A 21,788-nucleotide genomic window follows, 5' to 3' on the forward strand; every position below is an offset into this window, starting at 1 on the left:
ATAGACTCATCCCTTCTGCGTCCACCACTCCTGCAGCCCTGGAGCGCGGACGGTCGCTTTGGCTCTCACCGGGACTCAGGTCTCGGTGCGTGAAGCCGGAGCGCTACACCGGCAAGGCTTGTTGGCGCTACATCGCGGGTCGGCGGGGTGGCGTAGTCGCTGTCGGTTCACGGGGAAACGAGGGCCCGTCGGCGGGGTGACTGAACGGCGAAGACGACTACCCCTGTCCTTCACCGGCTGCTTGAGGCGAGGTCGCGAAAGTCAGTGTGAAAACCCGTACGTATCATGTCAAGACCATGTACGAGCTATTTCGATCGTTGTGTTCATGAAGGAACATGACGAGCGCCGATGACCGCCCTGACGAGGAATGCCGGACGACCCTGTGGTCCGCCGACAGCGTCGGGTGAAAGTTTCACGATCCTGACGACGCCGATCAGGCGAACGAAAGGACTCATATACATCATCTTCGATCAACTTTGATCGCTACACTGGTTCCGGCGAGGAGGACGATGACTGGACCCAGAATCGGCGCCGACGACGGGGCGGCAGATTCCGTTCGTGGTCCTCTCCTGGGGCTCTGGGGATCCGCGGCTTCGGCAGAGGGGCCGGCTCGCATCCTTCTGCCATCGGACGCCGCACTGCCGGCGCCCGCGGCCGAGATCGAACTGTGGGCGCGGATCAGGCGTCACGGCGGCGACGCCATGCTCGCCGTCCGTCGCTCGACGAGCTGGAGCGGTGGTGGCGGACGGTGGAGCTCGACCGGGGCGTACCCCGCGTGACGATCGAGGACTGCTGGCACTTCGCCGCCGACGAAGGTGAGTCCGTCCCGAGCGCCCTGCAGTTCCTGCTGGCCGGCCGCGTCGAGCGGCACGCGGCAGCGAGCCTGACCGTACGGGCACGGGCGGGGAGCCGCCCCGTGCTCGTCACTTGGCGCCCTCAGGCGCTGACCGCCGTGCTGACGCCTCGTGCGCTGGAGGATCCGATGCTCTCGGCCGTGTGGGGCGAGTATCCGACCCGGCTGGCGCTGGTCGTGCCGAGCACGCGGCAGGGAGTCATCGACATACGGGTGGAGGTTGACGAATGACGGTGTCCGACTCGGCCGCACCGCTTCCGGACGAGCGCCGGGCGCAGGTCGTCGAACTGCTACGGCGGCGCGGTGTCCTGCGCGTCAACGAGCTGGCCTCGGAGCTGGACGTGTCGGCCATCACCATCCGCCGCGACATCGCCCTCCTCGCCTCACAGGGGCTCATCCGCCGGGTCCGCGGCGGAGCCGCCCTCCTGCGCCGGCCGGTGGCCGAGGCGCCGATCAGTCAGGCACCCGGGGACCGGCCGCCCCCGCAGCCGGCGCCGGACTCGGCCGAGGAGGCGAAGGCTCAGGTCACGATCGGGATGGTGGTCCCGTCGCTGGACTACTACTGGCCCGATGTCATCCGCGGGGTGCGTGAGGCCGCGGCCGCCTCCGACACGCGCGTCGTCCTGCGGGGCGCGACCTACCAGGCCGCCGACGAGCGGCGCCAGCTCTCCTGGCTGGTGGATTCCGTGGGAGTCGACGGCCTCCTGGTGGCGCCGACCACCACCGGCGAGGACGGGGAGGCGCTGGTGCGCTGGCTCCAGTCCGCCGAGGTGCCCGTGGTCCTCGTCGAGCGTGCCGCCGTCGTCGGGCCCTACCAGGAGGCGATGGAGTCCGTGGTCAGCGACCACGTTTTCGGGGCCGCCATGGCCGTACGGCATCTGGCGGCGCTGGGCCACCGGCGGATCGGAGTGATCACGACGAGGGAGAGCCCGACGACTCCGCACGTGCGGCGTGGATGGCGGCAGGCCTGCGGGGAACTCGGCCTCGGGCTGGACGACGCGCTCGATGCCGACACGGTCGACCGGAGAGATCCCGACTGGCCTCATGAACTGGACGACCTGCTCGACGAGTGCGTCGCCTCCGGAACGACCGCGCTGCTCGTCCACTCCGACCCGGAGGCCATCTCCCTGGTGGAACGCTGTCAGGAACGCGGCATCCGGATACCTGACGATCTCGCCGTCGTCGCGTACGACGATGAGGTGGCCGAACTCTGCGACCCTCCGCTGACCGCGGTCCGCCCTCCCAAGGCGGCCATCGGGCGTGCCGCCTTCGCGCTCCTCGCGGACCGTATCGCCGACCAGGACGCGTACCGTCCCGCGCATCGGGTCGTCATAGAACCCCGCCTGATCGTCCGCTCGTCCTCGTCATGAGCCCGGCTTCCAGCCTGTCGGTGGTCCCGTCCGGCCAGGCGACGACCGCCACGGAGCCGGCCCAGCGCACGATCGGCGGCTTCTCCGGTTCCCGCCCGCCGAGGAAGACGGCCGCGTCGTACCAGGTGCGAGGCCGAGCCGGTCCGCTCGTGGCGCACCACGGGACGAGGATCCGGGCCGCGAGCGGCGAGGCGTCCTCGGCGGGCACCAGGCCGGACACGTCCAGCCCCGCCCCGCCCACCACCAGTGAGTGCGCGGTGTCGTTCGACACCGCGGCCGCGGCCTTCCGGGCCTTTCCCGTCCCCGGCAGCGGCCATCCGCCGACGCGGAGCGCGCCCTGCTCGTCCCCCGCCTCCGGCACCTGGACGAGGCGTACCTCCCAGGGGCCGCGCACGACCGATATCAGGTGGATCCACGGACCGCGTCGCACCCTGCCGTCGCGCCCGTACCCGTGGTCGGGGCGCGTGCGATCGGAGTCGACCCAGTGCGCCTGCCAGCGGGATGCGCCGGCGAGCGTCCCGGTGGCCAGGCGATCGATGCCCAGGGTCTCGAATCCGGTGCGGTGGCTGGGTTCGCCGCTCCCTGTCTCGCCGCTCCCTGTGAGGATCACGACAGACTGGTCCAGCGGATGCTCGGCGTGCTCGCCGGAGAGAACCGGCGAGGTGGCCGTCGAATATCCGAGGCGCGCGTACAGCGGGGAGTCGGTCAGGGTGGATCCGGGGTGGGAGTGGTCCGTGCCGTGGTTGGTCACCCGCACGATGCCGTCCGCCCGCGTTCCGCTGACGAGCCATCCGGGCGAGGAGACGACGAGGTGGTAGTCGTGGGACTCGACCGGCAGAGGCTCCTCGACCGCCGTCCAGACCGGGTGGTCGGCGGGGAGGGACAGTCCCAGGAAGCCCTTGGCCGCCCAGTACGGTGACCCCGGCCCGGAGTAGGACTGGGCGATCGGCCGCCACGGCCGGTGCCAGCCCAGCGTCAGCAGGCCCTCCTCGTCGGGCGCCCCGTGGCCGGCGAAATGCCGGGCGATCCCGGAAGCGGCGCGGCGCAGCACACCGGGAGCGGGTGTCGCGACCTCCGAGCGCGCGCCCAGCCAGAACTGGGCCGCCGCGGCGAACCGGTAGGTCAGGCTGCGTCCCTGGATGAGGGGCGAGCCGTCGGCGCCGACCAGGTGGACGGCGTCGTGCAGGTATCGCTCAAGCCGGCGCAGGTAGACCGGCCGTCGCGCGTCCGCGTCGGGGTCTCCGGCGGCCATCTCGGTCCAGATGAGCGGGTAGAAGTGCAACGCCCATCCGACGTAGTGGTCGTAGGCGCGTTCCGCGCCGTCGGCGTACCAGCCGTTCTTCCTGACGAAGCCGTCCGTCAGCGCGAGCCCCGCCTCGATGTCCTCCCGCGCGAACGGGCCGCCGACGGAGGCGAGGAACTGCTCGACGACGATCTGGAACCAGATCCAGTTGATCGGCGGATAGTGCGCGCCGATCGCCGGCGCGAGGTACTCGACCACCCGCTCCTGAACCCCCGGGGTCAGGCGGTCCCACAACCACGGCCGGGTGAGGTGGAGGACCAGGGCGATCGACGCGGCCTCGACCTTGGCCTGGTCGTGTTCGTCCAGCCGCACCCAGCGTTCGGGCGAACCAGGGTCGGTGCCCGCGGCCAGGCCCTCGGCGTACCACTCCATGAGGTTCAGCGGGTCGCGCCCGTTCTCTCCGGCCACCCGGAACCCGGCGGCGAGAAACGTGCGCGCGAATCCCTCGAGCGCGTCGACGTCCGGACCGTAGCCTCCGGGGGCGCCGGGGAACGAGACGCGCGCGTGCGACGCCGAGGCGTACCGGCGGGCCGCCAGCAGGACGCGGTCGGCGAGTGCCGCCCAGTGCGCTCTGGTCCACCCGGTGAACGGCGAGAGCCGCAGGTCGTCGAGTTCGCCCAGCATCCCGCGTGTCCCTTCGTATGGACGGTCGAAGGCGATGCCGTCACCATGCGAGTGGACGTTTACGTAGCCACCAGCGTGGACGTGATCGTGGCAGCACCGTTCGGCCCCGTCAAGAGAGGGTGAGCGATGAGGCCTCTTCGATCAACAACGATCACTCACCCTGATCATTATGAGCAACACGGTATTGACGTGATTGAAACGGTCGGACATGATCGGCGCACTGGTAAGCGCTTTCCCTAAGGATCGTGAGTGACGAACGGACGACGGCCTCACGCCCTGCTGGTCATGGACCCCGCGACGTTCGCCGTGCAGTTCCAGGAGCCCCAGCTCCGCCGGTTGCACGGTCTGGTCGAGCTTGGCGAACCGATCGTGACCGGCGATCTCGACGCATCGCACATACGGCGCCGGCTGCGCGAGATCGAGGTGCTGATGACCTCGTGGGGCTGCCCGCCGTTGACGGCCGAACGGCTGTCCGACGCCCCGCGGCTGCGAGCGGTCTTCCATTGCGCGGGCACGGTGCGCGACTTCGTCACCGACGAGGTCTGGCGCCGGGGCATCCTGGTCACCAACGCCGCCGACGAGAACGCCATCCCGGTCGCCGAGTTCACCCTCGCCGCGATCATCTTCGCGGGCAAGAAGGCCCCGTTCCTCGCGCAGGACGCGCGCAGGCACCGGCAGGACTGGTCGTACGCCGCGCGCCGCGGAGAGCTGTCCAACCGGGGACGGACGATCGGCGTCGTGGGTTTCTCCCGGGTGGGACGCCGGGTCGTCGAACGGCTCCGGAGCCTGGAGGTCGACGTCCTCGTCGCGGACCCCTACGCGGACGCGGCCCAGGTGAGCGCCGCGGGCGCCCGCCTGGTGCGACTGCCCGAACTGCTGCCGCGCTCCGACGTGCTCACGCTCCACGTGCCCGCGCTTCCGTCCACCCACCACCTCATCGGAGCGGCCGAGCTGGCCCTGCTGCCCGACGGCGCGACCGTGATCAACACGGCGCGCGGCACGGTCCTGGACACCTCGGCCCTGGAGCGCGAGTGCGCCCGGAGCCGCCTCGACGCGATCCTCGACGTAACCGACCCGGAGCCGCTCCCGGCGGGCTCACCGCTGTACGACCTGCCCAATGTCATGATCACCCCCCACATCGCCGGATCGCTCGGATCGGAGACCCGGCGAATGAGCGAGAGCGCTCTCGATGAGCTCGAGCGCTACCTGTCCGGTCAACCGCCCCGCGCGATCGTGACCGCCGACGAGTTCAAGGTCAGCGCCTGACCCGGCGCAGGAAAGGAGACCGGATCGATGATCGCTTCGACCAGAGCAGGAAGAGTCCGCCGTTTCGCCAGGTTCGCGGGAGCGGCGGTCGCGCTCACGTTGGCTCTGACCGCGTGCGGCCGCGGTTCCGACGAGCCGGCGAGCGACGGGGCTGTCACCCTGACCGTCGCCGTGTGGAACCTCGCCAAGACCCCCGAGTTCACCGCCCTGTTCGACGCCTTCCAGCGGGCGAACCCCGGCATCACGATCAAGCCGGTGGACATCCTCGCCGACGATTACCCCGACAAGGTCACGACCATGCTCGCGGGCGGGGACCGGACCGACGTCATCACGATGAAGAACGTCACGGACTACTCGCGCTACTCCAACCGCGGGCAGCTCCTGGACATCACCGATCTGGTCACGCCGACCGACACCTCGAAGCTGGCCGGCCTTCCCGCGTTCAACGTGAGCGACAAGTACTACGCGCTGCCCTACCGACAGGACTTCTGGCTGCTGTACTACAACAAGAAGTACTTCGAGAAGGCGGGCGTCGCGATGCCCGAGCAGCTGACCTGGGACGAGTACGCCAAGCTTGCCCGGAGCCTCGTGCACGACGAGGGAGGCAAGAAGGTCTACGGCACCTACCACCACACGTGGCGGTCGGTGGTGCAGGCCATCGCCGCCGCGCAGACAGGCGGCGACCAGCTCGGCGGCGACTACTCCTTCTTCAAGGACCAGTACGAGATGGCGCTCGGGCTGCAGAAGGACGGCGCGACCCTCGACTTCGGCACCGCGACGTCACAGAAGTCGGACTACAGGACCATGTTCGAGAGCGGCGCCACGGCGATGCTGCCGATGGGCACCTGGTACATCTCCGGCATCCTTGAGCAGAAGCAGAAGGGTGCCACGGACGTCGACTGGGCCCTGGCGCCGATGCCGCAGCGGCCGGGAGCCACCGGCGTGACCACGTTCGGCTCGCCGACCGCCTTCGCGGTGAACAAGCGGGCCGTGCACGCGGACGCGGCCAAGAAGTTCGTGCGGTTCGCCGCGGGCCAGGGCGGCGCCGAGGCGATCAGCAAGGTGGGCGTGGTCCCGGCCCTGCAGAGCCCCGAGATCACCAAGGCGTACTTCTCGCTCAAGGGGATGCCCGCCGACGAGTTGTCGCAGAAGGCGTTCCAGCCCGACAAGGTCGTGCTGGAGATGCCGGTCAGTGAGCACACCTCCGACGTCGACACGATTCTCAACGAGGAGCACGAGCTCATCATGGTCGGCGACAAGTCGATCGACGAGGGCATCCGCTCGATGGGCGACCGCGTCAAGAGCGAAGTGCTCAACTAGCGGAGGCGCCGCGCGCATCTCGGTGAAGGAGCAGGAGGACTCGAAGGACGGCCATGGCTCATGTGATAACGCAACCAGCGCCCGAGGACTCGCGACGAAGACGACGTGCCTGGCGCGGCATCCTCATCGGATGGAGCTTCATCCTCCCGAACTTCCTCGGCTTCGCCCTGTTCACCCTGGTTCCGATGCTCGCGGCGTTCGCGCTGGCGTTCCTGAAATGGGACTCCTACAACACGCCGGAGTGGGTGGGCCTGGAGAACTTCCGGCGGCTCCTGCGTGACGAGAACTTCTTCGTCGCCCTCCGCAACACCCTTTACTACGCGGCCGGCCACATCCCGCTCACGCTGGCGGCGGCGCTCGGCCTGGCGATCGCGCTCGACCGCAAGCTCCGCGGGGTGCAGTTCTTCCGCACCGCGGCGTTCTTCCCCTACATCACCTCTCTGGTCGCGGTGGCCGTCGTGTGGAACATGTTGTTCAACCCGACGGCCGGACCGGTCAACCAGGTCCTCCACGCGTTCGGCGTCGACGACCCGCCCCGGTGGGTGGCCAGCACGGACTGGGCGATGCCCGCGGTGATCGTCACGAGCGTGTGGCGGGACATGGGCTACTACATGGTGCTCTTCCTCGCCGGTCTGCAGACGATTCCCAAGGAGTACCACGAGGCCGCCCGGGTGGACGGCGCGAACTCCTGGCAGCGCTTCTGGCGGATCACCCTGCCGTGCCTGCGTCCCACGACGTTCTTCGTCGTCGTCATGCTGACGATCCAGAGTTTCAAGGTGCTCGACCTCATCGTGGTCATGACCGACGGCGGGCCCGGCCGCAGCACGCTGGTCCTGGCCCAGCTCGTCTACCGTGAGGGCATCACCAAGGGACGGTTCGGCTACTCCTCGGCCATCGCGCTGGTGCTCTTCGTCATCGTGCTCACCGTGACCGTCGTCCAGTTCCGCCTCAACGAACGGAGGAGCGACCGATGACCGCACTGCCCGACGCTCCCCCGGCCGTCGCCCCGCCCCGGTCACCCGGCCGATCCCCGGGCACCCGTTCCCGGGGACCACGCCTGGTCAGGACGGCGCTGGCGTACGTGTGCCTCCTCGCTGTGGCCCTGCTCGTGCTGGTGCCGTTCGCGTGGATGGTGTCGTCCTCGCTGAAACGGGACAACGAGGTCCTCACCGTTCCCATCGAGTGGATCCCACGGGAGTTCCGCTGGTCGAACTTCGCCGAGATCTGGGACCGGATCCCGATGCTGACCTACCTGGGCAACTCGGCCTTCCTGTCGGTCGCCATCACCGTCCTGCAGGTGCTGACCGGCAGCTTCGCCGCCTACGGGTTCTCCAAGGTGCGCTTTCCCGGTAGAGACGCGTTGTTCCTGGCCTACATCGCCACCATCGCGGTGCCCTGGCAGGCGTACATGGTGCCGCAGTACATCATGATGCAGCGCGCGGAGCTCACCGACACCTACTGGTCGATCATCCTGCTGCAGGCGTTCGGCGCGTTCGGCGTCTTTCTCATGCGGCAGTACTACATGTCGATCCCGGACGACCTGTGCGAGGCCGCACGGATCGACGGCCTGAGCGAGTACGGCATCTACGTGCGCATCATGCTGCCGCTGTCGAAACCGGCGCTCGCGAGCCTCGCCCTGCTCACGTTCGTGAACACGTGGAACGACTACATGGGGCCGTTCATCTATCTGACGAGCAACGACCTGTGGACCGTCCAGCTCGGCTTGCGCTCGTTCGTCGGTCAGTACGACGCCGAGTACGCGATGATCATGACGGGCGCGGTGCTGTCGGTGCTGCCGATCCTGGTCGTCTTCCTGTTCGGGCAGCGGTATTTCATCCGCGGTATCGCGACGAGCGGACTCAAGGGATGAGCGCCTACGGCGGCGGGCGGGCGCCGCGCCTGCTCAGGCCGGCCCGGCAGGAGACGTACGAGAAGCTGTTCTCCACCGTCTACGTCGGGCTCATGATCAACGTCCTGCTCGCCGTGACGTGCGCACCACTCCTCGCCGCGCTCGCGATCGTGAAGGACCCGCTCGCGTCGTGGCCCTTCTTCGCCGTGCTGTCGTTGCCGTGCGGGCCGGCGCTGGCCGGGGCCTTCGGATGCTTCGCCGGGCTCGTTGAGGGATCGACGGACGTGCTGCGCGCGTTCTGGTGCTCGTACCGGCGGGCGGCGCGGCAGGCGTTCCTTCTCTGGGCGGGTGGTACGGCGGCCGTGAGCGTGCTGGTCGTGGACATGGCCGCCGTCACGCCCACAGGGTGGGGACCGGCTCTGGTCCCGTTTTTCCTCACGGTGTCGGCGCTGGTGGTGACGGTGGTGCTCGCGTTCCTGGTGCTGCTGGCCGAAGCATCGGGGCCGGTGCGGCTGCGCCCTCTCATGCTGCCCTGCCTCTACCTCGTGGTCCGGCGCTGGTACCTGTCCGTCCTCGACATCGCCGTGCTCGGCCTGGCCGTGTCCGTCGTCCTGTTGAAGCCGGTGGCAGGTATCTTCCTCGCGTGCTCTCCCCTGCTGTACGTCGTCTGGGCCACCACGCGGTTCGCCGTCGCCCCGGTCCTTTCCCGGCACCGGCAGGAGACGTGATTGGGCACGAACACGCGGCTACTGACGGCGGGGATGTGCAGTGTCACCTATCGGCCGCTTCACCCGGAGCGGATCATCACGATGGCCCGGCAGGCCGGGCTCCAGCACATCGAGTGGGGTCAGGACGCCCACGTGCGGCTCGGTGACGAGGCGCAGGCCCGCCGCCTGGGCGAAGCGACGAGAGCGGCGGGGCTTTCCGTCTCGGCCCTGGGATCGTATTACCGGGCGGGCGTCCCCTCCGACCCGGACGAGGCCGATCGCCTGTGGCGGCGGGTGCTGGTCGCCGCCCGCGCTCTGGGCGCACCCCGGGTCCGGGTCTGGGCGGGAAACCTGGCCTCCGCGTACACCGGTCCTGCCGATCGCCGCAGAACGCTCGACCGCCTGAAGCGGTGCGTGGACAGCGCAGGGGACATCGTGGTCGCCACCGAGTTCCACGCCGACACGCTCACCGACGAGATCGGATCCGCGCTGTCGATGCTGGACGAGGTTCCCGGGTTGCGGACCTACTGGCAGCCGCCGAACGGCATGCCGGACGACGAGGCTGTGGCGGGACTGGGGGCCGTGCTGGACCGCGTGGACGCGGTGCATGTCTTCAGCTGGTGGCCCACGTCGGAGGATCGCCGTCCGCTCCATCACCGCGCGGCACTGTGGCGGGCGGCCATGAGCATGCTGGCCTCGACCGGCAGGAGGATCGACGCCGCCCTCGAGTTCGTCCCCGGCGACGACCCCGGCATGCTGACCGGTGAGGCCGCCACCCTGCGCCGCTACGTGACCGAGTTCTCGGGAGACCCGGCCCCCGAGGGGGCCGGATGACCACGCCGGACGCCCGGCGTGCATATCGGCTGTAAAACCCCCGCCGAAGCCTTCAGCGATCACCTGCTCCCCAGGAGTACACCGCGGCCCGCTACCAGGCTGAATGCGCCCGGCAGACGGGAGCGGACGCGGGCCGGTGCGGCGAGGGAGCGGGCCCGAGGGCGCCCGCTCCCCGCTCACGCGTCGCCGCGCTGTGCACACACGGTCGTGCCGGTCAGCCGGCGGTGCAGGCCGAGCCGTTGAGGCTGAAGGCCGAGGGGTTGGGGTTGCTGCCGGAGTAGGTGCCCTGGAAACCGAACGAGGTGGTGGCGCCGGGGGCCAGCGAGCCGTTGTAGGACACGTTGCGCGCGGTCACCGACGAGCCGCTCTGGCTCACCGTGGCGTTCCAGGAGTTGGTGATCTGCTGGCTGCCGGAGAAGGACCAGGCCAGCGTCCAGCCGTTGATCGCGCTGCCGCCGGTGTTGGTGACGGCCACCTCGGCGGTGAAGCCGTTGTTCCACTCGTTCTTCACGTAGGACACGCGGCACGCGCCGGTGCCTCCCGGAGAGGAGGGCGAGACCGAGGGCGAGGGGCGGGGGGAAGGCGAGGCCGAGGGCGAGCGCGAGGGCGAGGGCGACGGCGAGGGATCGCTCGTGCCGGCGATGGTGATGTTGGAGTTGCCGCTGCTCTGGTAGCCCTCGGTGGCGAGGATCTGGTAGTCGTGGTTGCCCAGCGACATGCCGGCGCGGGCCCAGGCGTCGAAGTGGTTGCCGACGGTGATGCTTCCGCCGGTCCTCTTCTGCTGGCGGACGCTCCAGTACTGGTTGAAGGTCTGGTTGCCGTCGATGGACGGCGCGTTGTAGCGGGTGGTCTGGTAGATGTCGTAGGTGCCGCCGTCGGAGGTCACGGTGCCCTTGAAGGTGCCCGTGGGCCGGTAGGTCCCCCAGTTGTCGACGATGTAGTACTCCACCAGCGGGCTCCGCGTCCACCCGTACAACGCCAGGTAGGCGTTGCCCGAGGGGTTGAAGCTGCCCGAGTAGTTCACCGTCCTGCGGCCGCCGGGCTTCCAGCCCTTACCGGCGACGAAGTTGCCGGTGTTGCGCCAGGAGGTGCTGTAGTTTCCGCCCGAGCCCAACTCCATGGACACCGTGCCCTGGCTGTCGGTCCAGAACGAGAAGAAGTAGCCGTTGTTGGTGCCGGTCTGGTTCGTGGTGACCGCCGCGTCGGCGACGCCGGGCAGCATCGCCACAGCCGCGGCCAGCGCCACGGCGCAGACGCGGGCGACGAACAGCCGCACACCGCCGCGCCCGCGGCTTCTCATCCGGACGGGAATCTGATTCATGTACGTGCTTCCTCCTCAACGGGCCGACCGCGGCCGGCTACGTGACGCCGGCGGCCGGGGTGACGGCCGGGGTGACGGCCGGGATGCTGACCACCGCGCGACGGCGTCGCACACCGCGGCGGAGGTTGGCCGGTCATCACGCGGTCGCCGCCCTGAGGACCGTGTCGCGGTTCGTGGCCCGGATCGACAGTGGCGGCCTTCCGCGCGGGCGAAATTATCGGATAGACGGCGAAAGTGTCAGGCCGGGCCCGCAGAGCTGTCAACGACTCGGGTAAGGTCACTTCCGCCCCGAGGGCCGTCTCGACGTATCGGTCCTGCTCAGCGGCGATCAGCAAGTGGGCGGGGCCAGGCGGAGGCGTGAAAGTTACCTGAAATCCGCCGGGAACGGCCCGCGCGAACCGGGCCGCGATCGGTGCGCTCCCCGGGTTCCACGGCGCCACGGGCCGCGTCTTGGCAATTTCACCGGCGTGAGCAGGGGTTTTCCTCGGCCGTCCATCGCCCGAGGCCGATTCCGCCTCTCCCGTTGCGGGCGGACTGACATGCCCTGATGTGAATCTTGCCTCTCGTAAGGCTCCCTCGCTGTTTTCGGGCGGACCGTTGTCACTTCGGGCGAAAAATGGTCGATACTTTCGCCGACGTGCCGATAACTTTCACACCAGCCGCGCTCCTGTTGGCAGAGCATGCGCGGCGGCGCCGGGCTCGGCTGCCGCCCACCGCGTCAGGCGTTACCCACGACGTTCTGGACCGCACGGGCGAGGCGCGCAAGATCGACGCTTTCGAGGTGGTCGAGACCCACCCGGTTGCAGAGACCTTCCACCGGAGGGAAGGAAACCACCTCAGCCCACGCCGGCCACCCTTGGCGTACATGTAACTACTCACTGTAATCTCCTGGCCATGACAATGATCAATCGGGGGACGCTCCTGGAGCTGATCCGAAACCGCCCTCTGCTTGCCGCGGAGCTCCTTGGGGACGCTCTGGCCTCCGGCGGCGAAGAACCGATCGACAGGGAAACACTCCTGCGGCGATTGCCGCGGCTGGAGCTCACGAGCACGGACGAGCCGGCCATGGCCGCTCGCTACCGCGAGATCGTGGCCAACGCGCGCCGGGCCCGTGCGCACCAGGCGGAGACCGTGTTCGAGGGGTTGATCGCGTTCCTGCGTGCCCGTATCGGCGAGGGTCCGGACCAGACGTACGGGGCCGCGGACGCCGGGAAGCCCGACTCGCGCAAAGCGGAGCGGGACCTGGCGGCGAAACGGGACCGCGTGAATTTCCTGGAGTCCGTGCTCGTCAACGGGCTCTACCTGGCGCTGGAAGAACATGCCCAGGCAGAGCATCTGCTGAAACTGGAAGCATCGGCGTACAACTGGCATACCGACTACCAGGACGCCTGGCAGCCTGAGTGACGACTGCCAGGACGAAGACAGTGCGTCAAGGCCGTGGGTTGGTTGTGAGCGGCGCGGCGAGCAGCCCATACTGGTTGGAATGAAGCCAGCCAGCGGCGCGTCCCGCCGTCACCTGCCCACCAGTCCCTTCAAGCCCCCGCCTCCCGCTCCGCCTCTTGAGCAGTTCAGTGTGAACGACCAGGTCACCCACGACCGATACGGTCTCGGTGTGGTCCTGGAAGTAGAGGACGGGGTGGCGGTGCTCGTCGATTTCCGATCACAGCAGGAACGCATCACTGCCCCGTTCAAGAAGCTGCACAAACTCTGAGCCTGCTCTTCACCCTGCCTGCTCGTGATGTTCAGAGAGGGTGGCGGCACTCGAAGCCCGAGGCCGGTCGCCTCTTCCGCTACGGAAGAATGCGGGTATGGCTGAACAGAGCATCTGGATGCAGAAGGTCGCCGCCGACCCCGATCACTCCACCTGGTTCATCGAGCGCTTCCGTTCCATGGCTCGCGCCGGTGACGACCTCGCCGGGGAGGCCCGCCTCGTGGATGCCATGATGCCGCGCCACGCCCGGATCCTTGACGCCGGCTGCGGATCCGGACGGATCGGTGGCGCGTTGGCCGAGGCCGGCCACGACGTCGTCGGCGTCGATGTCGACCCGGCACTGATCGACGCCGCCGAGCAGGACCACCCCGGGCCGCGATGGATGGTCGGCGACCTGGCCGAACTCGATCTTCCCGCGCAGGGCGTCTCCACGCCGTTCGACGCCATCGTCTGCGCCGGGAACGTGATGACGTTCCTCGCGCCGAGCACCCGTCGTGAGGTGCTGAGGCGGTTCCGTGCGCACCTCGCGCCGGAAGGCCGGGCCGCGATCGGCTTCGGCGCCGACCGCGGCTACGATTTCAGCGAGTTCCTCTCCGACGCGGCCGCGGCCGCGCTCGAACCCGACCTGCTGCTGTCCACCTGGGACCTGCGTCCGTTCAGGGACGACTCGAACTTCCTGGTCGCCCTCCTCCGCCCTGCCTGACACGGCCGCTGAGCATGGGCGCACCCCAGCCATAGATCCTGACGGCGGCGTTGGCAGGCCGCACGATGGGAAGTGGTCGACCACCAGCCTGGCGTGCTAGGCAGGCCAGGTGAGGGAAGAGGACCGTGAGCAACCCCGAGATCGTCACCCAGCATGATCAGCAACACCGGCAGCTGAGCGCCTGATCGACGAGGGCGAGAGCCCGTTCGCCGGCAGCGGCGAGTTCGTTCACCGATGCGCTCTCCGCTCACCGTCCGACTTCTGCGCCCGAGCCGTACGTCGCCGAGGCCGACGTAGAGCCGTGCCCCGGATGGCTCCGCGAACGTCCGAACGAACACCACATTCAACGGGGTCATAGACAACCCCTACAGCGACGTTCACCGCTTCGGAGTCCGCCTCTCCACACCCGATGGTTACCGATGCGAGCCACACCGATACGAGCACCCGACGAGAGCAAAGCTCGTCACGAACGACTCGTCCGCCTCGGCCTTGCGGTGAGCCGCCATCGTCGCCAGGGCTCGCCGAGGATCATGCTTGTGCCGGCTCGCGCCGGTGGCGCCTGCGGGCGATCGCGCGCGCGATCAAGGGGGAGCCGATCAGGGCCGGGAGCAGCCAGTAGGCAACGGTCGGGAGCCTGTCCCACAGCGGCAGGTGGGGGCCGTTGTCGACGTAGAAGCCGGTCAACAGCAGCACGTAGGACGCGCCCATTGCGAGGATGTGGATGTCGGGCCGGTGCCGCCGGTTGGCGTAGCCCGTCAGCGCGGCGGTGAAGCCAAGGCTGCCGATGACGAACAGGTGGACGTTCTCCCGCCAGCGGATCGCCGACATGACCGTCAGGGTGAGGTAGACGACGGCCCACGCCCACAGGTAGACGCGGCCGAACCGCCGGTGCCGTGGGCTTGCCTTGCCCGTCAGTGCGGCGATCGCGCCGCAGCTCACGCAGGTGATCCCGGCAGTGATGTGGATGGCGAGTGCGACGAAGAAGACCGGTCCCGCGTTGGGGATCGGAGTGCCCAGGAAGTCAATGTGGTCCATCGCATCTCCAATACGTAGGAACGCTACATGTAGCAACGCTACTCCGGGTCTTGGCCCCGGAGAAGAGCAGATGTAGCGTTACTACCTATGAGGGCGGAAGCACTGAAAGGACACCTGGACGGTCTCCTGCTCGCCACGCTGGAGCATGGACCGCAGCACGGCTATGCGGTGAAGGAAGCGCTGTGTGACGCCACGGGCGGCAGGCTCGATCTGCCCACCGGCACCGTCTATCCGGCGCTGCACCGGCTGGAGCGCGCGGGACTGATCAAGGGAAGCTGGTCGGTGGTGGGCGGTCGCAGACGGCGCACTTATGAGCTGACCGAGCAGGGGCGACGCTCTTTGGCGGGGGCACGCGACCATTGGCAGGAGTTCGCCGCGGTCATGTCCGCAGCGCTGGGTGGTGGACCGTGGCCGGCCACGAACTGATCGAACGCCACCTGCGGACGCTCGCCGAACGGCTGCCCGACCCCGTGGTCGACGAACTCACCGACGGCCTCTTGGCGTCCTACGACGACCAGATGGAGCGGCTCGGCGACCCGGACGCGGCAGCCCAGGCCGCCCTGGCGGACTTCGGTGACGCCGACAGCGTCACCGCCGCCTTCATTCGTGCCTCATCGGCCAGGCAAGCCGCATTCACGCTGCTCGTGGCCGGGCCGATCGTCGGGCTGAGCTGGGGAGCCACTATCGTCACCGCCAACGGCTGGACCTCGGCGATCCCGCTGTCATCACGCCTGGCCGTCGGCGTCCTGCTCGGCTCGGCCGTGCTCCTGCTCGTGACCGCCATCCGAGACCAGCGGCATTACCGCACCGTACGACTGGCCGCCCTGGGTGGCGCGGGAACCGTCGCTGTCTTGGACACGGTCATGCTGGGCACGGTCGTCACGCTTGTGCCGCCGCCGTCCTTGCTGCTGCTCGTAGCGCTGACCGGCAGCGTCGCGAGGATCATGCTGGCGGTACGAGCCATTCCCGCAGTGATCGCACGCCAGTGACCATGGTGCGGCATCGTCTCGCGGCGGGATCAGCTTTCTTGCTGAGCGTCGATCTCGGTGATCAGGGCCTGGATGCGCGTTTTGATCTCGTCGCGGATCGCGCGGACCACCTCCAGGGGGCGCCGTCGGGGTCGCGGATGGGCCAGTCGGTGCCCGCGGAGGAGACGATGACGCGCCCGCCGGCGCGGAGTTCAGCAGAGCCGCGGCCATCTGGGAGCGTCCCGCGTTCCGGCTGCACACGAAAAGCACCCTCGGTACGGCACTGCTTGCCGGGTCTCGGGTGTGGGCGAGGGCGTCAAGCCGCTCGGCCGCGAGGGTTTGCCCTACGACCGCACGGCCACGCTGGCCTTCACCGCGGCCGGCAACAACTTCGAACTCGCGATCGCCGTGGCCATCGCCACCTTCGGCGTCACCTCCGGCCAGGCCCTGTCCGGGGTCGTCGGGCCGCTGATCGAGGTCCCCGTGCTGGTGGCCCTGGTCTACGTCTCCCTCGCCTGGCGCCGTAGATTCGCCCCCGCCGCACAGTGAAGGACACGAGTATGCGATGACAATGGGCGTCCGATCACCAGGAGGCCCGGCGCGTTACTGGTCCAGGGCTCTCAGGCCGGGCCGGCGCCGGTCAGCAGCCGGCCCATTCCGGCCAGCACGCTCGGCTCGACCCGGTAGTACACCCACGTGCCCCGCCGCTCGGAGGCCAGCAGACCGGCCTCCTTCAGCTTCTTCAGATGGTGGGAGACGGTCGGCCCGGACACCCCGACATCGGAGATGTCGCACACACACGCCTCGCCGCTGGGAGCGGAGGCCACCGCGGAGAACAGGCGCAGCCGCACCGGGTCGCTGAGCGCCTTGAACATCGCCGCCGTCCGCTCGGCTTCAGCGGCCGTGAGCGTGCGTTCGGTCAGCGGCGGACAGCACGGCACCACCACATCGGGCTCCAGCTCCGGCAGCGTCCGCCTATTCGACATCCATCTATGTTGACATACATCGAACTAAATCGTGAGGACCAGCGATCGGCTCGTCGGACGGAGGTCGCATTCCGGTCGGCGGCGCCGTGGTCGGCCCATGACGAACCCTCTCCCTGATTCGATAAATGTCTATGTTGACGTTTATCGAATCAGGTGTCACGCTGGCCGCGCAACTCATAGACGGATGTCGAAGTAGAGGAGAGTCGTCGTGACCACGCCCGCCGCCGAACTGCCCGTTGTCGTGATCGGAGCCGGTCCCGTCGGCCTTGCCGCCGCCGCCCACCTGATCGACCGCGGACTCGACCCGCTGGTGCTGGAGGCCGGCCCCGCGGCCGGATCCGCCGTCCGGGAGTGGTCACACGTTCGGCTGTTCTCCACCTGGGGCGAGGTCGTCGACCCCGCCGCCGAAAAGCTGCTCGCCCCGACCGGCTGGGTCCGCCCGGACGCGGCGACGTACCCGACCGGTGGAGACTGGGCCGAGCTGTACCTGCAGCCGCTCGCCGACGCCCTCGGCGACAAGGTCCGCTACACCACGACCGTCACCGGCGTGGCCAAGGCCGGCCGAGACCGCGTCGTCGACTCCGGCCGCGACGAGCAGCCCTTCACCGTGCACGTACGGACCGCCGACGGCGGCGAAGAGCGCATCACCGCCCGCGCGGTCATCGACGCCTCCGGCACCTGGACGACCCCGAACCCGCTCGGCGGCGACGGGCTGCCCGCGCTCGGCGAGAAGGGCGCGGCCGACCGCGTCTCCTACCGCGTCCCCGACCTGCGCGACTCCGCCGTACGCGCCCGGTACGCCGGTCGGCGTACCGCGGTGGTCGGCTCCGGCGCCTCGGCATTCACCGCGCTGGCCGCCCTTGCCGACCTGGCCACCCAGGAGCCGGGCACGCATGCGCTCTGGGTCCTTCGGCGGGGCATCGGCGCGGGCACCTTCGGTGGTGGCGAGGCGGACCAGCTTCCGGCACGCGGCGCCCTCGGCCTGGCGGCCAAGGCCGCGGTCGAGGCGGGACTCGCCGGCGCGGTCACCGGTTTCCGCACCGCCGCCGTGCAGCGGGACGGTGAGCGCCTGGTCCTCGTCGCCGACGACGGCCGGACCACCGAACCGGTCGACGAGGTCATCGTGCTGACCGGCTTCCGCCCCGATCTGTCGTTCCTGTCCGAGGTGCGCCTCGGCCTGGACGAGCGCCTGCAGGCCCCGCTCGCGCTGGCGCCGCTGATCGACCCCAACGTGCACTCCTGCGGCACCGTCTACCCGCACGGCGAGGGCGAACTGTCCCACCCCGAGCAGGGCGTCTACCTGGTCGGCATGAAGTCCTACGGTCGCGCCCCGACGTTCCTGGCCATGACCGGCTACGAACAGACCCGCTCCATCGCCGCCGCCCTGGCCGGCGACCGCGAGGCCGCCGAACGCGTCGAGCTGGTCCTGCCCGAGACCGGGGTGTGCGGCGGATCCGGCCTGTTCGACGAGCCCGACGCCGCACAGGCGTCCGGCGGCTGCTGCGCCGCCCCGGCCACCCTGCAGATCGGCATCGGCGCTCCCACCTCCTCCGGCGGCTGCTGACCGGACTGCCGACCGGACTGCTGCCCACGGTGGCCAACCTCCACGTCCGCGCGGCAGTGCGCCAGTGCGGAGGTACGGAGGTGCGGGCGGCCGAACCGCGCCACGGTGACGTCAGACGGCGGGGCTGCGACGCTCGATCATGAGGACGTCGCGCCAGACGCCGTGATGGCGGCCGACGCGTTCACGGGTGCCGAGGACGCGGAAGCCGGCCGCCCGGTGCAGGGCCAGGCTGGCTGCGTTCTCCGGGAACACACCCGATTGGATGGTCCAGACGCCGGCGTCCTCGCTGGCGGCGACGAAGGCGTCCAGAAGGGCACGGCCCAGGCCCCGGGAACCGTAATCGGGGTGGACGTAGATGCTGTGTTCGACGACGCCCGCGTAGACGGGACGGGCGGAGACGCGGGAGGCGGCCACCCAGGCGACCACCCGGCTGGTACGGGTGTCGGCGACGACGTACCGCAAATGGCGGAGGCGGGCGGAGCTGAACGTCTCCCAGGCCGGAGCGGTGGTCTCGAAGCTGGCGTGGCCGGTGTCGAGGCCGAGTTGGTAGACGTTCAGGACCTGGTCGGCGTCCGCGTCCCGCATGGGACGGATCTCGAAGCCGGGGGTGACGGGGGGCTTGGTGGCCTTGACGATGGCCGAGTGGACGCCGTCGCCGTGGTCGGCGGTCGGGGTGATGGCGATGCCGGTGAAGCCGGCGTTCAGGAGCAGGGTGCGGTACTCGGTGACGGTCAGGGAACCGGCCGTGCAGCCGATGCGGGCCTCCGTGCGGCAGCGTAGGTCCTGGTCGGGGACGGAGTCGTCGCTGACGACGTCGCTGACGCCGAACCGGCCACCGGGGCGCAGGACGCGGAACGCCTCGGCCAGGGTGGCGGCCTTGTCGTCGGACAGGTTGATGACGCAGTTGGAGATGACCACGTCGACCGTGCGGCCGGGCAGGGGGACGTGCTCGATGGTGCCGTGCAGGAACTCGGTGTTGGTCACGCCGGCCTGTGCGGCGTTGTCGCGGGCGAGGCTCAGCATGTCGGGGCTGGCGTCCAGGCCGTAGACCTTGCCGGTGGGGCCGACGCGGCGGGCGGACAGCAGGACGTCGATTCCGCCGCCCGAGCCGAGGTCGAGCACGACGTCGCCCTCGTGAAGGTCGGCGACGGCGACCGGGTTGCCGCAGCCGAGACTGGCGCGCAGGGCTCCGTCGGGCAGGGCGGCGGTGTCCTCGTAGCCGGCGGCTCCGAAGCAGCCGTCATCCATGGAGCCGGCGTCGGAGGAGCCGTCGGACGCATCGAAGGAGGCCGAGTCGCGGCCAGTGACGGACTGACCGGTCATCGCGGCCCTGGCGAGCCGGGAGTAACGGTCGACGATCTCCTCGCGGGCCACGGCGGCCTCCTTCACGTGCAGGTGGGGGCGGCGGGCACTCCGGCCGCCCCCCGATTCCGCTCAGCCCGCCGCGGCGGGGATCCGGTAGGTGGGACGTGGGTAGCCGGGCTTGAACGACGGGACGCCGGCGCTCTGTACGGCTGATGTGCCGGTGGCGGCGGACACCGCCTCCACCGCCTCGGCCACCGCGGCGTCGAGCTCGGCGGGCTCGCACGCGACGCGGGCGTTGAGCCGTGCCTCCGCCCCGGTGAACCTCCTGCCCGCGACGGCGTCCACGGTCGGCTCGGCGCCGCCGGCGGTCACGCTCACCTTGCTCAGGTCACCGGCGGACTCCAGACTGACCTTCACGTGGCCGATCATCCAGCCGTTGCGGGCGGCGGTCGCGGACAGGTGCTCCAGCAGCCCACGGGCCCAGGTGTCCGGGTCGAAGCCCTCCGCCGCCGTCACGTCCAGGCTGAGGTTCAGCCACGCCAGCGCGGCCTCGGCGTTGGCGTAGCGGTCGTAGTCGATGTCGAGGCCGCGCCCGGCGGGCTCCGAGCCGAGCCAGAGGGACACCAGTTGTTCCAGCCCCTCGCCGGTTCTGGCGGAGTAGCCGAGCACGGTGGCCGTGGGGTATCGCTCGCGTAGATCCGCGGTGATCGCGGCGGCCTCCGCCGCGTCGAGCAGGTCGATCTTGTTGAGCGCGATCACGTCGGCTTCCTGCAACTGCTTGCCGAACAGGTAGGACATGTCCGACTCCGTGTCGTCCAGCGGGAGCGACGTACGGAGCGCGTCGAGCCTTTCCGGCTCAACGACGACCAGGAGGGGTGCGGGTGTGAACCGTTCACCGTAGTGAGCGCTGAGCGGCCGGATGACGGTGGCCTGCAGATCGGTGCAGCTGCCCACCGCCTCGGCGAGCAGTGTGTCCACCTGGTGGCCTTCGACCAGGCGCTGCGCGACGGTCAGCAGGTCTTCGAACCGGCAGCAGAAGCATCCGCCCGTGACCTCGCCGGCCTCGGCGATCGCGGACTTGGCGAGCTGGGTGTCCACCAGCTCGGTGCCCTGGTCGTTGGTGATGACCGCGACCCTGCGGCCCTGCGACTGGAGATGTTTCGCGACCGCGACGAGAGTGGTGGTCTTGCCCGCCCCGAGAAAACCGCTCAAGGTCATAAAGGTGATCAACCGGCGTTCGCCTCACTTCTGGTAACGGTGCTCTACAGATATCGCCGCATGGCACGGCACGAGTGAGTATTCGCGTCACAGGGTGTCGAGGTGGTGTCAGTGATCCGCCATCCGCAGTCAGCTAACAGCCTCCGTTCCCCCAGGTCAAGATCCTTGACGCCAGGAAACGAATGATTAACAATGCCGCGGGACCGTGCCGAAAAGAGGTATTGATGACAGTCAATACAGATGCTACAATCATTACGAAGCTATTTGTGTGGGAAATTAATCGCGCATCATTTCCGCAATGACGGCATCGGCACCCGACCGTTCGTCGAATCGCCTATCTCGCGATGGCGGAAGGCAGGGCGATGATGCCCGTCAGCGCGGTGAGCGCCTCGGGCACGACCCGGTAGTAGACCCAGGTGCCCCGACGAGTCGACGTGACGAGCCCGGCGTCCCGGAGGACCCTGAGGTGATGGCTGATGGTCGGCTGGGTGAGGTCGAACGCCCCGACGAGATCGCACACGCACGCCTCGCCGTCGAGATGAGAGGCGACGAGGGAGAGCAGCCTCAGCCGTACGGGGTCGCCGAGCGCCTTGAAGCCCGCGGCGAGCGTGACGCTCTGCTCCAGGGTCAGCGGCTCCGTCACCCGCGCCGGGCGCGGGACCCCGGGTTCGACCACGGGAAGATCCTCATGCGGCAGCAGCACGGGCTCGTCGTGCTCGGCCATGACGATCGGGTCCTCTCCCTAGGCGCCCCGGGCGTGGGTCACCCGGCCGCATCCCCCACGAGTCTAGACAACCTTTCCGCCCAGGAGGTCTCGTCATACCGCATCCCCCGCTGACCCACGCCGAGGC

The 21,788-nt window shown here is 69.3% G+C and carries 21 protein-coding genes and 1 pseudogene; 15 read left to right on the forward strand and 7 right to left on the reverse strand.

The features are described 5' to 3' along the window. The first annotated feature begins 667 nt into the window (after positions 1–667). Entirely contained in the window at positions 668–1,084 is a 417-nt protein-coding gene (locus FLX07_RS33625; protein ID WP_142575728.1) for a hypothetical protein, read from the forward strand. Continuing rightward, positions 1,081–2,223, forward strand: a complete 1,143-nt coding sequence (locus FLX07_RS33630; RefSeq protein WP_142575729.1) for a substrate-binding domain-containing protein — start codon at positions 1,081–1,083, stop codon at positions 2,221–2,223. The genes FLX07_RS33625 and FLX07_RS33630 overlap by 4 nt, the downstream gene beginning before the upstream one ends. Here the strand turns inward: FLX07_RS33630 and FLX07_RS33635 are convergent. Then, on the reverse strand, positions 2,183–4,150 hold the full coding sequence (locus FLX07_RS33635) for a DUF2264 domain-containing protein (protein ID WP_142575730.1): 1,968 nt from the start codon (positions 4,148–4,150) through the stop codon (positions 2,183–2,185). The genes FLX07_RS33630 and FLX07_RS33635 overlap by 41 nt on opposite strands. Before the next feature lie 249 nt (positions 4,151–4,399). Here FLX07_RS33635 and FLX07_RS33640 point away from each other — a divergent pair, with 249 nt between their 5' ends. Genes FLX07_RS33640 through FLX07_RS33665 form a run of 6 tightly spaced genes read left to right on the forward strand, consistent with a single transcriptional unit; the run spans position 4,400 to position 10,126 of the window. Next, positions 4,400–5,416, forward strand: a complete 1,017-nt coding sequence (locus FLX07_RS33640; RefSeq protein ID WP_229689899.1) for a hydroxyacid dehydrogenase — start codon at positions 4,400–4,402, stop codon at positions 5,414–5,416. A 27-nt stretch (positions 5,417–5,443) separates the two neighbouring features. After that, a complete protein-coding gene (locus FLX07_RS33645) occupies positions 5,444–6,736 on the forward strand; it encodes an ABC transporter substrate-binding protein (RefSeq protein ID WP_142575731.1) in 1,293 nt (430 codons plus the stop codon). A 53-nt stretch (positions 6,737–6,789) separates the two neighbouring features. After that, a complete protein-coding gene (locus FLX07_RS33650; protein WP_142575732.1) occupies positions 6,790–7,710 on the forward strand; it encodes a carbohydrate ABC transporter permease in 921 nt (306 codons plus the stop codon). Continuing rightward, complete coding sequence (locus tag FLX07_RS33655; RefSeq protein ID WP_142575733.1) at positions 7,707–8,606, forward strand: carbohydrate ABC transporter permease; 900 nt, start codon at positions 7,707–7,709, stop codon at positions 8,604–8,606. The genes FLX07_RS33650 and FLX07_RS33655 overlap by 4 nt, the downstream gene beginning before the upstream one ends. Continuing rightward, complete coding sequence (locus FLX07_RS33660; protein WP_142575734.1) at positions 8,603–9,313, forward strand: YesL family protein; 711 nt, start codon at positions 8,603–8,605, stop codon at positions 9,311–9,313. The genes FLX07_RS33655 and FLX07_RS33660 overlap by 4 nt, the downstream gene beginning before the upstream one ends. Further along, entirely contained in the window at positions 9,314–10,126 is an 813-nt protein-coding gene (locus tag FLX07_RS33665; RefSeq protein WP_208762530.1) for a sugar phosphate isomerase/epimerase family protein, read from the forward strand. 214 nt (positions 10,127–10,340) lie between these two features. On the opposite strand, the gene FLX07_RS33670 is transcribed toward FLX07_RS33665, so the two are convergent. Next, a complete protein-coding gene (locus FLX07_RS33670) occupies positions 10,341–11,447 on the reverse strand; it encodes a glycoside hydrolase family 11 protein (protein WP_142575735.1) in 1,107 nt (368 codons plus the stop codon). 894 nt (positions 11,448–12,341) lie between these two features. Here FLX07_RS33670 and FLX07_RS33675 point away from each other — a divergent pair. The 3 genes from FLX07_RS33675 (at position 12,342) to FLX07_RS33685 (ending at position 13,861) form a co-directional block, all read left to right on the forward strand. Then, positions 12,342–12,851 (forward strand): hypothetical protein, encoded by a 510-nt coding sequence (locus FLX07_RS33675; RefSeq protein WP_142575736.1) that lies wholly within the window; start codon positions 12,342–12,344, stop codon positions 12,849–12,851. 79 nt (positions 12,852–12,930) lie between these two features. Then, entirely contained in the window at positions 12,931–13,158 is a 228-nt protein-coding gene (locus FLX07_RS33680) for a hypothetical protein (RefSeq protein WP_142575737.1), read from the forward strand. Positions 13,159–13,255: 97 nt separating this feature from the next. After that, a complete protein-coding gene (locus tag FLX07_RS33685; RefSeq protein ID WP_142575738.1) occupies positions 13,256–13,861 on the forward strand; it encodes a class I SAM-dependent methyltransferase in 606 nt (201 codons plus the stop codon). A 528-nt stretch (positions 13,862–14,389) separates the two neighbouring features. Here the strand turns inward: FLX07_RS33685 and FLX07_RS33690 are convergent. After that, positions 14,390–14,896: a DUF2306 domain-containing protein gene (locus FLX07_RS33690; RefSeq protein WP_142575739.1), complete on the reverse strand. Its 507-nt coding sequence runs from the start codon at positions 14,894–14,896 to the stop codon at positions 14,390–14,392. An 87-nt stretch (positions 14,897–14,983) separates the two neighbouring features. Between FLX07_RS33690 and FLX07_RS33695 the strand changes: the two genes are divergently transcribed. From FLX07_RS33695 to FLX07_RS33710, 3 genes and pseudogenes are all read left to right on the forward strand, one after another. Further along, positions 14,984–15,322 carry a PadR family transcriptional regulator gene (locus tag FLX07_RS33695; protein ID WP_142575740.1) on the forward strand — a complete coding sequence of 113 codons (339 nt, stop codon included), beginning with the start codon at positions 14,984–14,986 and terminating at the stop codon, positions 15,320–15,322. Continuing rightward, a complete protein-coding gene (locus tag FLX07_RS33700; RefSeq protein WP_142575741.1) occupies positions 15,304–15,885 on the forward strand; it encodes a hypothetical protein in 582 nt (193 codons plus the stop codon). The genes FLX07_RS33695 and FLX07_RS33700 overlap by 19 nt, the downstream gene beginning before the upstream one ends. Before the next feature lie 315 nt (positions 15,886–16,200). Next, positions 16,201–16,413, forward strand: a pseudogene (locus tag FLX07_RS33710) (arsenic resistance protein); the annotation flags it as partial. 71 nt (positions 16,414–16,484) lie between these two features. Here the strand turns inward: FLX07_RS33710 and FLX07_RS33715 are convergent. Then, positions 16,485–16,850 carry an ArsR/SmtB family transcription factor gene (locus tag FLX07_RS33715; RefSeq protein WP_142575742.1) on the reverse strand — a complete coding sequence of 122 codons (366 nt, stop codon included), beginning with the start codon at positions 16,848–16,850 and terminating at the stop codon, positions 16,485–16,487. A gap of 208 nt (positions 16,851–17,058) precedes the next feature. Here FLX07_RS33715 and FLX07_RS33720 point away from each other — a divergent pair, with 208 nt between their 5' ends. After that, on the forward strand, positions 17,059–18,414 hold the full coding sequence (locus tag FLX07_RS33720; RefSeq protein WP_142575743.1) for an NAD(P)-binding domain-containing protein: 1,356 nt from the start codon (positions 17,059–17,061) through the stop codon (positions 18,412–18,414). Between the two features lie 111 nt (positions 18,415–18,525). On the opposite strand, the gene FLX07_RS37270 is transcribed toward FLX07_RS33720, so the two are convergent. The 3 genes from FLX07_RS37270 to FLX07_RS33740 all read right to left on the reverse strand — a co-directional run bounded on the left by FLX07_RS37270 (position 18,526) and on the right by FLX07_RS33740 (position 21,661). After that, positions 18,526–19,788 carry a GNAT family N-acetyltransferase gene (locus FLX07_RS37270; RefSeq protein ID WP_208762531.1) on the reverse strand — a complete coding sequence of 421 codons (1,263 nt, stop codon included), beginning with the start codon at positions 19,786–19,788 and terminating at the stop codon, positions 18,526–18,528. 60 nt (positions 19,789–19,848) lie between these two features. Next, positions 19,849–20,949 (reverse strand): GTP-binding protein, encoded by a 1,101-nt coding sequence (locus FLX07_RS33735; RefSeq protein WP_263407716.1) that lies wholly within the window; start codon positions 20,947–20,949, stop codon positions 19,849–19,851. 322 nt (positions 20,950–21,271) lie between these two features. Then, complete coding sequence (locus FLX07_RS33740) at positions 21,272–21,661, reverse strand: ArsR/SmtB family transcription factor (protein ID WP_142575745.1); 390 nt, start codon at positions 21,659–21,661, stop codon at positions 21,272–21,274. Between the last annotated feature and the right edge of the window lie 127 nt (positions 21,662–21,788).

This window comes from Microbispora bryophytorum, assembly GCF_006874465.1.
GTDB classification, from domain to species: domain Bacteria; phylum Actinomycetota; class Actinomycetes; order Streptosporangiales; family Streptosporangiaceae; genus Microbispora; species Microbispora bryophytorum.